Consider the following 14,044-nt stretch of genomic DNA (forward strand, 5'->3'; position numbering starts at 1 on the left):
GTTTGTGTGAAGTGATTCACATCCGCCGTGTCGATGGAGGCGCATTATAGGGAGCCCGAGCTGAATGACAAGCGGAAAAACACATTTTTATTTCAACCGCTCATCTTTTCGTCATAAAGGCTATTTTTGGTGCTTTTTGATGGCTGCTGGCAGCTCCGCAAGGCTATTAATCACCCAATCGGCGCTATTTTCAGCTTCCGGCGTGACGGGTTTCCCGGTGCGTACCAGTACTTTTGTTCCTACTTGTGCAGCAGATGCCGCCTGCATATCTTCCAGCTTATCGCCAACCATATAAGAAGCGGCCATATCAATGTGCAGAAAATCGCGCGCCGAGATGAGCATGCCCGGGTGCGGTTTACGGCAGTCACAAACCTGACGGAACTCTTCTACTGTTCCCTGCGGGTGATGTGGACAATAGTAGATGCCATCCAAATCAACGCCGCGATCGGCTAAAGACCAGTCCATCCATTCGGTTAACGTTTCAAACTGCGCCTCGGTGAATTTGCCGCGTGCAATACCAGACTGGTTAGTCACCAGCACCAACGCATAACCCATTTCTTTCAGTTCGCGCATGGCGTCAATAACACCATCAATAAATTCAAATTCGTCGATCTCATGAACGTAGCCGTGATCAACATTAATAGTGCCATCACGATCGAGAAAAATAGCGGGTACAGACTTTGCCACGGGTTTGCTCCTGAAAAAGGCATATGTCCTTAGTATCTCATGTTTCGCTACACAGGAAAGTGCTCATCGTTGATGAGTGACATTGATTTAGACGTCTGGATGCCTTACCATCCGCTCTGTTTACGGCTGAAAGTCGTAACCGGCAGAAGAAAATGCCACGGCTAACTCTCATACGATAAAAATAATCTAATGATTAAACTTTCGAATATCACCAAAGTGTTCCAGCAAGGGAACCGTACGATTCAGGCGCTGAACAACGTAAGCCTGCACGTTCCAGCTGGTCAAATTTATGGCGTTATTGGCGCGTCAGGGGCGGGGAAAAGTACGCTTATCCGCTGCGTCAACTTACTTGAACGCCCATCACAGGGCAGCGTTCTGGTTGACGGCCAGGATCTGACGCAGTTGTCAGAAGCGGAATTAACCAAAGCGCGCCGCCAAATTGGCATGATCTTCCAGCACTTTAACCTGCTCTCTTCGCGAACCGTTTTCGGTAACGTTGCTTTACCGCTGGAGCTGGATAACACCTCGCGCGACGAGATCAATCGCCGGGTAACAGAACTTCTCGATCTGGTGGGTCTGGCTGATAAGCACGACAGCTACCCGGCCAATCTTTCCGGCGGGCAAAAACAGCGCGTCGCCATTGCTCGAGCGCTGGCCAGCAACCCGAAAGTGTTGTTATGTGATGAAGCCACCAGCGCACTGGATCCGGCAACCACACGTTCTATTCTTGAATTGCTCAAAGACATTAACCGTCGCCTCGGGCTAACTATCCTGCTCATTACGCATGAAATGGATGTGGTAAAACGCATTTGTGATTGCGTGGCGGTAATCAGCAACGGCGAACTGATTGAGCAGGATACGGTGAGCGAAGTGTTCTCCCATCCGAAAACACCGCTGGCGCAGCAGTTTATCCAGTCCACACTGCACCTCGACATTCCGGAAGATTACCTGCAACGCTTACAGGCGCAGCCGCAAACGGACAGCGTACCGATGTTGCGGATGGAGTTTACCGGTCAATCCGTCGATGCCCCGCTGCTGTCGGAAACGGCGCGCCGTTTTAACGTGAACAACAATATTATTAGCGCGCAGATGGATTACGCGGGCGGCGTGAAGTTTGGCATTATGCTGACCGAAATGCACGGCACCCCGGAGGATACCCAGGCCGCAATCGCCTGGCTGCAAGAACACCATGTAAAAGTAGAGGTACTCGGTTATGTCTGAGGCAATGATGTGGCTTTTTGCCCGCAGCATCTGGGAAACGTTATTTATGACCTTTGCTTCAGGCTTGCTGGGTTTTATCGTCGGGCTGCCGTTCGGCGTACTGCTATATGTGACGCGTCCGGGTCAAATCATGCAAAACCCTGGGCTGTATCGCGTGATTTCCGCGCTGGTGAATATTTTCCGATCCATCCCATTTATCATTTTGCTGGTGTGGATGATTCCTTTCACCCGCGTGATTGTTGGTACATCTATTGGTCTGTATGCCGTCATCGTTCCACTGACCGTAGGCGCCGCGCCGTTTATTGCCCGCATGGTAGAAAATACTCTGCTGGAGCTGCCTGCGGGTCTGATTGAGGCATCACGCGCCATGGGCGCAACCCCGATGCAGATCATCCGCAAAGTTCTGCTGCCGGAAGCGCTGCCGGGGCTGATTAACGCGGCGACCATTACGCTGATTACCCTGGTGGGTTACTCAGCGATGGGCGGTGCCGTTGGTGCGGGTGGTTTAGGTCAGTTGGGTATCCAATACGGCTATGTGACCTACAATCCATTAGTGATGAATACCGTACTGATATTGCTCGTGGTTCTGGTTTACTTAATTCAGTTCGCTGGCGATCGTATCGTCCGGGCTGTGACGCATAAATAACGTTACACACAACATAACGACTCAGATAGAAAGGAAAATATCATGGCTTTTAAATTCAAGACCTTTGCAGCAGTTGGTGCTCTGCTGGGTTCTCTGGCGCTGGCTGGTTGCGGCCAGGACGAAAAAGATCCGAATCACATCAAAGTCGGTGTGATTGTGGGCGCCGAACAGCAAGTTGCTGAAGTCGCACAGAAAGTCGCAAAAGAGAAATATGGCCTGGACGTTGAGCTGGTTACCTTTAACGACTACGTGCTGCCGAACGAAGCGCTGAGTAAAGGCGACATTGACGCGAACGCTTTCCAGCATAAACCGTATCTGGATCAGCAGATTAAAGACCGTGGTTTCAAACTGGTTCCGGTCGGCAACACCTTCGTTTACCCGATCGCTGGCTACTCCAAAAAAATCAAAGCCCTGTCTGAGCTGCAGGATGGTTCTCAGGTAGCCGTTCCGAACGACCCAACCAACCTCGGCCGTTCCCTGCTGTTGTTGCAAAAACAAGGTCTTATCAAACTGAAAGATGGCGTGGGTCTGCTGCCAACCGTGCTGGATATCACCGAAAACCCGAAAAACCTGAAAATTGTTGAACTGGAAGCCCCGCAACTGCCGCGTTCCCTGGACGATGCGCAGATTGCGCTGGCGGTCATCAACACCACTTACGCTAGCCAGATTGGCCTGACGCCGGAAAAAGACGGCATCTTCGTTGAAGATAAAGACTCCCCGTACGTCAACCTGATCGTTGCGCGCGAAGATAACAAAGACGCGGAAAACGTGAAGAAATTCGTGCAGGCTTACCAGTCTGACGAAGTCAGCGAAGCGGCAAATAAAGTCTTCAACGGCGGCGCAGTGAAAGGCTGGTAATCTCCTCAGTCTGTAATATCATTCAAGGCGGGCGCAAGCCCGCCTTGTCATTTGTGCACGCGCCTGATTCAATAAGCGGCGTTAAGAAAATTACTTCGAGGATATATTATGCGTGCTTTACCGATCTGTTTATTAGCACTCATGTTAAGTGGCTGCTCCTTGCTAAGCAGATCTCCTGTCGAACCTGTAAAAAGCACCGCTGCGGCGCCAAAAGTAGAACCGGAGAAACCGAAAGTCACGCGCCCTGTCCCTGTACGGGTCATTACGGATGCCACCGAGCTGGTCGGTAAACCGTTCCGCGATCTGGGCGAAGTTACCGGTGAATCCTGCCAGGCCAGCAATCAGGACTCTCCGCCGAATATTCCTACCGCGCGTAAACGCATGCAAATCAATGCATCTAAGCTGAAAGCTAACGCGGTTCTGCAGCACAGCTGCGAAGTGACCAGCGGCACGCCGGGTTGCTACCGTCAGGCGGTTTGCGTAGGTTCTGCACTGAATATCTCATCCAAATGAGTACATTTGCTTTCGAGCAAATCGGCGTTATCCGCTCACCGTATAAAGAGAAGTTTGCCGTACCGCGCCAGCCAGGTCTGGTGAAACACGGCGGCGGCGAACTTCACTTGCTTCCTCCTTATAACCAGCCCGATGCCGTGCGTGGCCTTGAAGAGTTCAGCCACCTGTGGGTACTTTTCGTGTTTCATCAAACGATGGAAGGCGGCTGGCGACCAACCGTGCGCCCGCCCCGGCTGGGAGGAAACGCGAGAATGGGGGTTTTCGCCACGCGTTCAACCTTCCGGCCTAACCCGATCGGCATGTCGCTGGTTGAGTTGCACGGCATCCGCTGCCAGAAAGATCAGGTGATTTTACAACTTGGCAGTCTTGATCTGGTCGATGGCACGCCGGTGGTGGATATCAAGCCCTATTTGCCGTTTGCTGAAGCCTTGCCCGATGCGCAAGCTAGCTACGCGCAACAGGCACCTTCTGCTGATGTAGCCGTCACTTTTACGCCGGATGTCGAAGCGCAGCTTAGTGGGCTTGAAAAGCGCTACCCGCATTTCAAAACCTTTCTGTGCGAAGTGCTGGCGCAGGATCCGCGCCCGGCTTATAAGAAAGGGGAAGAGCAGGGAAAAACCTACGCCGTCTGGCTGTTGGATTTTAATGTGCGCTGGCGCGTAACCGATGGCGGCTTTGAAGTGTTTGCGCTCGAAGCGCGCTAATTTTATCCCCCTCTCTTTTGGCATCTCTGCCAGGCTGATAAACTAAACCACTTTTTTCTGTGTCAGGCCTGTCTTAGGCCTGTTCCGATTGTCCAAATGGAACCGTAACAACATGCGTACTAGCCAATACTTGCTCTCCACTCTGAAGGAGACGCCTGCCGACGCCGAAGTCATCAGCCACCAGCTGATGCTGCGCGCCGGGATGATCCGCAAACTGGCCTCCGGGTTATACACCTGGCTGCCAACCGGTTTGCGCGTTCTGAAAAAAGTCGAAAACATCGTGCGTGAAGAGATGAATAACGCCGGTGCGATTGAGGTGTCCATGCCAGTAGTGCAGCCCGCCGACCTGTGGCAGGAAAGCGGCCGCTGGGAGCAATATGGCCCGGAACTGCTGCGTTTTGTCGATCGCGGCGATCGTCCGTTTGTCCTCGGCCCAACGCATGAAGAAGTGATCACCGACCTGATTCGTAACGAGCTGAACTCGTACAAGCAGTTGCCGCTGAACTTCTTCCAGATCCAGACCAAGTTCCGTGATGAAGTGCGCCCGCGTTTTGGCGTCATGCGCTCACGCGAATTCCTGATGAAAGATGCCTACTCTTTCCATACATCTCAGGAATCGTTGCAGGAGACGTACGATGCAATGTACGCCGCCTACAGCAAAATCTTCAGCCGTATGGGTCTGGATTTCCGCGCCGTACAGGCAGATACCGGCTCGATCGGCGGTAGCGCCTCGCACGAATTCCAGGTGCTGGCGCAGAGCGGTGAAGACGATGTGATCTTCTCTGACTCCTCCGATTTTGCCGCCAACATTGAGTTTGCCGAAGCGCTGGCACCAAAAGAGCCGCGCGCCGCGGCAACGCAGGAAATGACGCTGGTTGACACACCGAACGCCAAAACCATCGCTGAGCTGGTTGAGCAGTTCAACCTGCCGATTGAAAAAACCGTGAAAACCCTGCTGGTTAAAGCCGTTGAAGGCAGCAGCTCCCCGCTGGTTGCGCTGCTGGTGCGCGGCGATCATGAGCTGAACGAAGTCAAAGCGGAAAAACTGCCGCAGGTTGCCGCGCCGTTGACCTTCGCCACCGAAGCGGAAATCCGCGCGGTAGTGAATGCAGGCCCAGGCTCGCTCGGCCCGGTGAACATGCCGGTTCCGGTTGTGATTGACCGTACCGTTGCGGCGATGAGCGATTTTTCTGCTGGCGCGAATATCGATGGCAAACACTACTTCGGCATCAACTGGGATCGTGATGTAGCGACCCCGGAAGTGGCAGATATCCGTAACGTTGTTGCCGGCGATCCGAGCCCGGATGGCAAAGGTACGCTGCTTATCAAGCGCGGTATCGAAGTCGGTCACATCTTCCAGCTGGGCACCAAGTACTCCCAGGCGCTGAACGCCGCCGTGCAGGGCGAAGATGGTCGTAACCAGATCCTGACCATGGGTTGCTACGGTATCGGTGTAACGCGTGTTGTGGCTGCGGCCATTGAGCAGAACAACGACGAGCGCGGGATCATCTGGCCTGACGCCATTGCGCCGTTCCAGGTCGCGCTGCTGCCAATGAACATGCACAAATCTTATCGCGTGCAGGAACTGGCGGAGAAACTCTACGCCGAGCTGCGTGCGCAGGGTATTGAAGTGCTGATGGACGATCGTAAAGAGCGCCCGGGTGTGATGTTTGCCGATATGGAACTGATCGGTATCCCGCATACGGTGGTGATTGGCGATCGTAACCTCGACAATGACGATATCGAATATAAATACCGTCGCAATGGCGAGAAGCAGCTGATCAAAACCGGGGATATCCTCGATTATCTGGTCAAAGCCATCAAAGGCTAAGCGCCCCAACAAAACGCCCCGCAATGCGGGGCTTTTTTATAGCTACCGAAATACCACGTGACGGGCATCTGGTTTTAACGCTGCCTTATTATTACTGGGCTTAAATCAAGCATGACCAACAGGTTTCATTTTAAGCGCAGGTTTCGCATGCCCTTCACGCTAATCATGCCGCCTTCTGTGAAGGCGGTTTTTGCACTGCTAATGCTTAATCATCACAGCCTTTATTGGGGCTAAACTTACCGCGTTTATTCGTCACCAGCACTTTCTGCGCCGCACCGGTGTCGGGGTTTGGCTCAACGGTGAAATGCCCTTCGACCACCAGCAGAATCGGTTTGGTTTCTGTTCCGCGCGCTGCCGCATAGTCGCGCTCAAGCTGCGCATTGCTGGCAACGGTTACCTTCTTGCCGGTTGCACAATCGGTAAATACCGCCGCATCAGCCATATACATATACATGCCGCGCATCGCCATCGGCGTTGCCGGTAGCGCGGCTTTTACTGGCTGTAACGTGTAATTGAGCTGAGAAGTGATGGGATTGCCTTGCTGGTCCAGCATCTCCAGCGCATCGCCTTTGGCGCGGAAAAAGGTTTTATCACCGTGCGTATCAGTGAGGATCAGTTTATCCGCCGTGCGCGCCCAGTTACCATACGTGGCAAACACCGAGGGCGCTTTTCCTCCCTGATAGCGCTGGTTCATCACCCAGCTCCCGTCTTTCTCGAGAAACAGAGAGGTTTCAATCCCTTCGCAATCCGCGCAGGGCAAAACACCGCGCCAGCTTTGCTGCATCGGTTTCAATTCTTCAACTTGTGTTGGCTGTACCGTCTCAACATCGCCACGGTTGTTACATCCGAAAAGCGCAAAGAGCGTACACCCCGCCAGCACCGCTAAAATCGCTTTTTTCACACCCAATTCCTTATGCCCGATTCTGTTATTACCCGTCAGCCTTCATGACCCCGAACTTTACCGCGTAACGCTTTTACCGACGACTTTTGCGCCTTGCCCGATAACCGGCGCTCTTTCGATGCGCGGGTTGGGCGCGTTGCCCGACGGCTCTTTTGCACGACGGTTAATTCTTTAATTAACGCCACCAGGCGAGCGATTGCTGCTTCGCGGTTCATCTCCTGGCTGCGATATTCCTGTGCTTTTATCACCACCCAGCCTTCGCTGCTAATCAGATGGTGCGACGCCTCCAGTAAACGCGCTTTGTAATACTCTGGCAGGCTTGAAGCCCGGATGTCAAAACGCAGGTGGATCGCCGTTGAGCTCTTATTGACATGCTGACCGCCCGCGCCCTGCGCACGCACCGCCGTGATTTCCAGCTCTTCGTCAGCGATGGAGACCGAACGGGAGACCTCAATCATTGCGGCTGCTGCCAGGCTTCAAGGTGGATCTCCAGATTCTGGCTCTCATCCGATAACCAGATAGCGCCATCCTGCAACGTCGCTTGCAGCGTCATGGTACGATCGCTGGCAAACGCGCTCAACCCGGCCAGTTGCACATCATCCAGATACCAGATGCTCAGATTGCTAAATGCCGCGCAGCGCGACTGGTTCTGCTGCCACCAGATCTGCGCCGCGCGTGAATTATAGGTAAAAAGCGCCACTTCTTTCGCCTGTGAGCAGGCTTTCTTCAGCCGTTTTTCCTCCGGCAGCCCCAGCTCAATCCACAGATCGATACCGAGATAATCATTGCGTAGCCACAGTTCCGGTTCATCGTCAGCACTGAGACCGCGGGTAAATTGCAGGCGTTCATCCGCATATTTCATCCACGCCAGCAGGCGCAGCATCATGCGTTCTTGCGTCTCAGAAGGATGGCGAGCCAGCGTCAGCGTTGCATCTAAAAACTGATTACGATCCAAATCGGCAACGTTCACCGTCGCTTTATAAATTGTCGCTTTTAATGCCATGTCACCGCTCCTTCATAAAATGGTCGCTATTGTAGCGAATATAAGCATAAAGCGCTGTTATCTCTTGTCGCAGTGGATATTCATCGCCCTGATAATGATGAATAAGCTGTGGTATAGTCACCTTGCTAAACAGAGTTTAACTTCGTAGGCTTAGTGTTATCTCACAGTAAAGTCAGGTTGCTGACAGGAGGTGATGTGAACAATTATTGTGAGTTAGTACGCAGACGTTATGCGGAAATCGCCAGCGGAGATTTAGGGTATATCCCGGATGCGCTGGGGTGCGTGTTGAAAGTGCTGAATGAAATGGCGTCGGATGACACCCTTTCAGAGTCGGTCAGGGAAAAGGCGGCGTATGCTGCCGCGAACTTACTGGTGAGCGATTATGTCAATGAATGATGCCTATCAACCCATCAACTGTGATGACTATGACAACCTTGAACTCGCCTGCCAGCATCATCTTTTATTGAAGCTGGAAATGAAAGATGGCGAGGTGCTCAGCGCCAAAGCCAACGATTTAGTCTCACGTAAAAATGTGGAGTATCTGGTGGTTGATGTCGCAGGCGCCGCGCGCGAACTGCGTCTCGATAAAATTGCCAGCTTCAGCCATCCTGAAATCGGCACCGTTGTGGTGAGCGAGTCCTGACATTTTGCGGGCAGCGCCTGTTGCCCGTTATCTTCGCCACGCCAGCCGTACGCCTTTTTGCTCCGCGCTTTTCGCCCCTTCTCGCGTAACGAATAACCCCGCCGCCGCCATCAACGTTTCACCATAAAACAGCAGCGGCGTGGTATCGCGCCGCCAGGGCGCCACGCCAAGTTCCTGCCAGATTTTCTTCAGCTTACGCCCGCCGCTGCGCCCGACGATATGCAACATACCGGGTGCCTGAAAGCGGATCGAAACCGCCTCATCAGCGTTGGGGGGGCGAATTTCCCCCCCCGCCACTAGCGACAGCTCACCAAGACCCGCCGGTAATGTTAGCGGCTCGAAAGGTGCCAGCCACGGCAGTTGCGTATCACGCTGACTTTCAATGGCGCGGATCCACCACAAGCACGACTGATAACGACGCACTTCGAACTCACCAAGTCGCAGACACGGTGAGGCATCTTCTCGCGCCAGCGCCACTTCCTGCCACAAGCGATCAAGCATGCCGCGTGACGGCATGACCGCGCCGCGCTGCGCCAGCCAGCGACGCAGCAGTGCCCGACGGCGCGCATCGCTTAGCGTATAAAGAGGGACAAGCTCCAGCGCCCCTTCATCCGTCGTCGCCGCATCAAGTTCCGCCGCCAGTAGCTCATCAAGTAACTGCTCTTGCTCGCCACACAGCGCGGCACTTCGCACAACAGCGTCGGCGAAATGTGGCCAGCGTGCCGCCAGCACCGGTAAAACCTGCAAGCGTAAAAAATTGCGATCGAAGCTGGCGTCGGCGTTACTTTCATCCTCAATCCATGACAGCGCATGGTGAAGCGCCCACTGGTGCAGCTCATCGCGAGTTTGTGTCAGTAACGGTCGAATAAGCTGAGTGCCGGCAAAAGGCATACTTTCGGGCATGGCCGCCAGCCCGGCAGGCCCGCTGCCGCGTTTTAACGCCAGCAGGAACGTTTCACACTGATCGTCCAGATGCTGAGCCGTTACCAGCACGTCACCGGGCAGCAGCGCCTCCGCAAATGCTTGATAACGCGCGCTGCGCGCCTGCGCTTCAATCCCTTCCCCGTTGTTCACCAGTTGAACGCGAACGACGCTGAGTGGGATCTGCCAGCGCGCGCAAATATCCTCACAATGCTCCGCCCAGGCGTCGGCGTGCGGACTAAGCCCGTGGTGAATATGGATGGCGCGTAACTTGAGTTCGGGTAATTGCTGACGCCAAAGCATCAATTTATGCAGCAGGACGGTTGAATCCAGCCCACCGCTAAATGCCACCAGAAACTGGCGCGATGTGGTTGGCATTGATGCAAAAAAGGGCGTGGTCATAGCGATTATCAAAACGGAGTAATGCCCGGCACGTTACCGGGCATTAGCGGAAGTGGCAAGTATTACTGCTGGTAAAGCTCGAGCGGCAGGCCATCAGGATCGGTAAAGAAGGTGAAGCGTTTATCGGTGTAAGGATCGATGCGGATCTCTTCGCACTGCACACCGTGAGCCGCCAGATGCGCCACCGCCTTGTCGATGTCATCAACGCTAAACGCCAGATGGCGCAGCCCGCAGGCTTCTGGTCGGCTGGGGCGCGCAGGCGGGAACGGGAAAGAAAACAGCTCAATCACATACTGGCCGTTCAGCGCCAGGTCGCCTTTCCATGAATCACGTGCTTCGCGATAGACCTCGCTTTGCAGCGTAAACCCGAGGATATCGCAGTAAAACGCTTTGCTCTTCGCGTAGTCCGTGGCAATGATGGCAATATGATGAACCTGTTTTAAACCCAGCATAGTCTCTCCTTTTTTGATGCCAGAACGTTACGCCTGCCGGTGTTTGCCCGCAATAGCTCAGTGGTTTTTTAGGACTCGTACCCGATAAACGCCCTCTTCGTCCCGCTTCGCGCCATGAATATCCGTCTCAAAACCGGGATAGTGGCGGCCAATAGCGCAAAGCATCAGCAGGAAATCCAGCAAGGCTCTGCTCGCTTCGGTGATCATTTCGCCGGGCATCACCAGCGGCACGCCTGGCGGATAAGGCAGGATCATATTCGCCGAGATTCGCCCTATCAGTCGCTCAAGCTCAATGGTTTCCACCTCGCCCTGAATTTGCCGCTGCCAGGCCTGGTGCGGCGTCAGTTTCATTTCCGGTAATACATCAAACGCTTGCAGCATTAAACGTGGAAGATCGTGCTGGCGGATGAGCTTATGGATCCCCTGAGCCAGATCCTGAATGCGCATATTGCGGTAGAAATCCGGATCTTCGGCGTAGAGATCGGGCAGCATATTCTTCACGCGCAGATTCAGATCGTAGGCGCGTTTAAACTCCATCAATCCGCGCAGCAACCCCATCGCGCGGGTTTTATCAATACCAATACTGAATAAGAACAGCAGGTTATATGGCCCGGTTTTCTCGACTACAACGCCACGCTCATCGAGGAACTTCGCCACCAGCGCCGCCGGGATCCCCTCGTCGCTCATGTTCCCCAGCTCGTCCATGCCCGGCGTCAGGATGGTCACTTTAACCGGATCGAGAAACATATGGTCGGCATCCGCATCGCGAAAACCGTGCCATGCTTCACCGGGCGCAACAGGCCAGCAGTCCGCCTCTTCAATCTCTTCTGGCTGCCAGATATCAAAGAACCAGCCATCGGCTTCATCTTTCAGCCGCTGAACTTCTTTACGGAAATGCAGCGCGCGCTCGACGGAACGGTTAATCAGACGTTTGCCGGGATTACCGCGCAGCATCGCAGCCGCCGTTTCGATGGAGGCCACCAGCGGGTAACTCGGCGAGGTGGTGGTGTGCATCATAAATGCTTCGTTAAAGGTGTCTTCATCATATTCACCTTTAATATGAATCAGCGATGCCTGTGAAAATGCCGCCAGCATTTTGTGCGTCGACTGGGTTTCAAAGAACACTTTTCCCGGCACCCGCTCGCCGCTCATGCCGCTTTTCCCGGCGTAGATCGGGTGGAAATTGGTATAAGGAACCCAGGCAGAATCGAAGTGGATCGACGGCACATCAAGCGTCTTTTTGATCCAGTCAGTGTTATACAACAGTCCGTCATAAGTGGAGTTGGTGATCACCGCATGTACCGGCCAGCGTGCGCCCGCTGTTTTTGCCACCTTCTGTTCGATGCTGGCATGGGTAAATTCACGACGAGGGATCCCGCCCAGAATCCCCAGCGCATTGCGCCCGGGTTTCAGCCATAGCGGCGTAACGTCGCTCATCATCAGCAGATGTGCCAGTGACTTATGGCAGTTACGATCAATCAACAATGTGCTGCCGGCCGGTGCGGCATACATGCCGACGATTTTATTCGAGGTCGAGGTGCCGTTGGTCACCATGTAGCTCTGCTCCGCGCCAAAGGTGCGGGCGATATACTCTTCGGCTTCCAGATGTGGGCCTGTGTGATCCAGTAACGAGCCCAGCTCCGTGACCGAAATAGAGACATCTGCTTTTAACGTATTGCCACCGAAAAAATCGTAAAACAGGCAGCCAACCGGGCTTTTCTGATAAGCCGTGCCCGCCATATGCCCCGGCGTACAAAAGGTATATTTGCCTTCTTTAACGTAAGTAAACAGCGCGCGGGTAAACGGCGGCGTGATGGTTTCGAGATACTCGCGGGTGTACTGACCGATACGCGTAGCAATATCCTCGGACACACCCAGCGCATACTCGAAAAACCACAGCGCCATGCGCATATCCTGGATGCTGACGTCCATCGTCGAGTGAGTATTGATAAAGGCGTACAGCGGGAGATATTCGTTAAGCTGATTGATTTCGCTGCACAGATCGAGGGAGTACTCATCCCAGTCAAAGATAACGCCGCAGATGCGCGGGTTGTGTTCGATAAATTTCAGTAAGTCGGTGCTGTTTTGCGGCCAGATAAGTTGAAAGCCCTGGGCCTGTAATGCCTGCTCCAGCTCCTTAATTGGCTCATCTTTATAGAAAACGCCATGTGGTCCCATGATGGCAATAATATTCACGGCTACCTCCGTTAAAAACCTTAGCTAAGCATAGTTGAGGTAAACGGCAGGTATAAAAAAAGCCGCACAGCGGTGCGGCTTTTCAGAGTGGGATGAGGATCAGGCGTAGCCGTAGCTCATCAGACGCTGGTAACGGCGGTTACGCAGATCGTCTTTGCTCAGCACATCCAGATCGGCCAGATCGGCCAGCAGTTGTGCTTTCAGCGACGCCGCCATCGCTTCCGGGTTACGATGAGCACCGCCCAGCGGTTCCGGAATGATCGAGTCGATCAGTTTCAGTTCTTTCAGACGCGGGGCGATAATCCCCATCGCTTCGGCAGCCAGCGGCGCTTTATCGGCGCTTTTCCACAGAATCGATGCGCAACCTTCCGGGGAGATAACAGAATAGGTGCTGTATTGCAGCATATTCACTTTATCGCCCACACCAATCGCCAGTGCGCCGCCGGAGCCGCCTTCGCCAATCACGGTGCAGATAACCGGCACGCTCAGGCGGGACATTTCACGCAGGTTACGCGCGATCGCTTCAGACTGACCACGCTCTTCCGCGCCCACGCCCGGATAAGCCCCCGGCGTGTCGATAAAGGTAATGATCGGCATGTTGAAGCGTTCTGCCATTTCCATCAGGCGCAGCGCTTTGCGATACCCTTCCGGTGCCGGCATACCGAAGTTACGGCGGATTTTTTCTTTGGTTTCGCGGCCTTTCTGGTGGCCGATGATCATCACCGGACGCCCATCCAGACGCGCGATACCGCCAACAATGGCTTTATCGTCAGCGTAAGCACGATCGCCAGCCAGTTCGTCGAACTCGTCGAAAGCCAGGCGGACATAATCCAGGGTGTATGGACGCAGCGGATGGCGAGCCAACTGCGCGACCTGCCATGCGCCAAGATCGGCGAAAATTTTACGTGTCAGCTCAACGCTTTTCTCACGCAGACGATGCACTTCTTCGTCGATGTTAATATCCAGTTTTTCATCCTGACGGCCAACGGCGGTCAGAGAATCGATTTTCGCTTCCAGCTCAGCAATCGGCTGTTCGAAATCAAGGAAATTCAGACTCATAGTATTC

16 protein-coding genes are annotated in these 14,044 nt (G+C 54.0%); 8 read left to right on the forward strand and 8 right to left on the reverse strand.

Translation table 11 applies throughout. The features are described 5' to 3' along the window. Nucleotides 1-120: 120 nt before the first annotated feature. Nucleotides 121-687, reverse strand: a complete 567-nt coding sequence (gmhB, locus tag RT644_RS21255) for a D-glycero-beta-D-manno-heptose 1,7-bisphosphate 7-phosphatase (protein ID WP_045512055.1) — start codon at nucleotides 685-687, stop codon at nucleotides 121-123. 189 nt (nucleotides 688-876) lie between these two features. On the opposite strand from gmhB, the gene metN reads away from it, so the two are divergent. The 6 genes from metN to proS all read left to right on the forward strand — a co-directional run bounded on the left by metN (nucleotide 877) and on the right by proS (nucleotide 6,460). Next, nucleotides 877-1,908 (forward strand): methionine ABC transporter ATP-binding protein MetN, encoded by a 1,032-nt coding sequence (gene metN / locus RT644_RS21260; RefSeq protein WP_020456628.1) that lies wholly within the window; start codon nucleotides 877-879, stop codon nucleotides 1,906-1,908. Beyond that, a complete protein-coding gene (locus RT644_RS21265) occupies nucleotides 1,901-2,554 on the forward strand; it encodes a methionine ABC transporter permease MetI (protein ID WP_017458024.1) in 654 nt (217 codons plus the stop codon). Before metN ends, RT644_RS21265 begins: the two co-directional genes overlap by 8 nt. Before the next feature lie 42 nt (nucleotides 2,555-2,596). Further along, a complete protein-coding gene (gene metQ, locus RT644_RS21270) occupies nucleotides 2,597-3,412 on the forward strand; it encodes a methionine ABC transporter substrate-binding lipoprotein MetQ (protein WP_017458023.1) in 816 nt (271 codons plus the stop codon). Nucleotides 3,413-3,520: 108 nt separating this feature from the next. After that, nucleotides 3,521-3,925, forward strand: coding sequence for an Rcs stress response system protein RcsF (gene rcsF / locus RT644_RS21275; RefSeq protein ID WP_020456626.1), 405 nt, complete (start codon nucleotides 3,521-3,523; stop codon nucleotides 3,923-3,925). Beyond that, nucleotides 3,922-4,629, forward strand: a complete 708-nt coding sequence (gene tsaA / locus RT644_RS21280) for a tRNA (N6-threonylcarbamoyladenosine(37)-N6)-methyltransferase TrmO (RefSeq protein ID WP_020456625.1) — start codon at nucleotides 3,922-3,924, stop codon at nucleotides 4,627-4,629. Before rcsF ends, tsaA begins: the two co-directional genes overlap by 4 nt. A gap of 112 nt (nucleotides 4,630-4,741) precedes the next feature. After that, nucleotides 4,742-6,460, forward strand: a complete 1,719-nt coding sequence (gene proS, locus RT644_RS21285) for a proline--tRNA ligase (RefSeq protein WP_020456624.1) — start codon at nucleotides 4,742-4,744, stop codon at nucleotides 6,458-6,460. A 205-nt stretch (nucleotides 6,461-6,665) separates the two neighbouring features. Here the strand turns inward: proS and nlpE are convergent, their stop codons facing one another. Genes nlpE through RT644_RS21300 form a run of 3 tightly spaced genes read right to left on the reverse strand, consistent with a single transcriptional unit; the run spans nucleotide 6,666 to nucleotide 8,364 of the window. Continuing rightward, nucleotides 6,666-7,361, reverse strand: a complete 696-nt coding sequence (gene nlpE, locus RT644_RS21290) for an envelope stress response activation lipoprotein NlpE (protein WP_269232201.1) — start codon at nucleotides 7,359-7,361, stop codon at nucleotides 6,666-6,668. Between the two features lie 35 nt (nucleotides 7,362-7,396). Beyond that, complete coding sequence (gene arfB / locus RT644_RS21295) at nucleotides 7,397-7,819, reverse strand: alternative ribosome rescue aminoacyl-tRNA hydrolase ArfB (protein ID WP_313628012.1); 423 nt, start codon at nucleotides 7,817-7,819, stop codon at nucleotides 7,397-7,399. After that, on the reverse strand, nucleotides 7,816-8,364 hold the full coding sequence (locus RT644_RS21300) for a YaeQ family protein (RefSeq protein ID WP_020456621.1): 549 nt from the start codon (nucleotides 8,362-8,364) through the stop codon (nucleotides 7,816-7,818). The genes arfB and RT644_RS21300 overlap by 4 nt, the downstream gene beginning before the upstream one ends. Before the next feature lie 195 nt (nucleotides 8,365-8,559). On the opposite strand from RT644_RS21300, the gene RT644_RS21305 reads away from it, so the two are divergent. Both RT644_RS21305 and rof read left to right on the forward strand, forming a co-directional pair. After that, nucleotides 8,560-8,760 carry a YaeP family protein gene (locus RT644_RS21305; RefSeq protein ID WP_017458016.1) on the forward strand — a complete coding sequence of 67 codons (201 nt, stop codon included), beginning with the start codon at nucleotides 8,560-8,562 and terminating at the stop codon, nucleotides 8,758-8,760. Further along, nucleotides 8,747-9,007 (forward strand): Rho-binding antiterminator, encoded by a 261-nt coding sequence (gene rof / locus RT644_RS21310; protein WP_017458015.1) that lies wholly within the window; start codon nucleotides 8,747-8,749, stop codon nucleotides 9,005-9,007. The genes RT644_RS21305 and rof overlap by 14 nt, the downstream gene beginning before the upstream one ends. 27 nt (nucleotides 9,008-9,034) lie before the next feature. Here rof and tilS read toward each other — a convergent pair whose 3' ends face one another. The 4 genes from tilS to accA form a co-directional block, all read right to left on the reverse strand. Continuing rightward, nucleotides 9,035-10,330 (reverse strand): tRNA lysidine(34) synthetase TilS, encoded by a 1,296-nt coding sequence (gene tilS / locus RT644_RS21315; protein ID WP_313628015.1) that lies wholly within the window; start codon nucleotides 10,328-10,330, stop codon nucleotides 9,035-9,037. A 62-nt stretch (nucleotides 10,331-10,392) separates the two neighbouring features. Next, nucleotides 10,393-10,782 (reverse strand): VOC family protein, encoded by a 390-nt coding sequence (locus RT644_RS21320; protein WP_020456619.1) that lies wholly within the window; start codon nucleotides 10,780-10,782, stop codon nucleotides 10,393-10,395. Between the two features lie 57 nt (nucleotides 10,783-10,839). Then, entirely contained in the window at nucleotides 10,840-12,978 is a 2,139-nt protein-coding gene (locus tag RT644_RS21325) for a lysine decarboxylase LdcC (protein WP_313628017.1), read from the reverse strand. Between the two features lie 99 nt (nucleotides 12,979-13,077). Beyond that, nucleotides 13,078-14,037 carry an acetyl-CoA carboxylase carboxyl transferase subunit alpha gene (accA, locus tag RT644_RS21330; RefSeq protein ID WP_020456617.1) on the reverse strand — a complete coding sequence of 320 codons (960 nt, stop codon included), beginning with the start codon at nucleotides 14,035-14,037 and terminating at the stop codon, nucleotides 13,078-13,080. Nucleotides 14,038-14,044 lie beyond the last annotated feature (7 nt).

It is taken from the genome of Kosakonia sp. (genome assembly GCF_032104925.1).
GTDB lineage: Bacteria > Pseudomonadota > Gammaproteobacteria > Enterobacterales > Enterobacteriaceae > Kosakonia.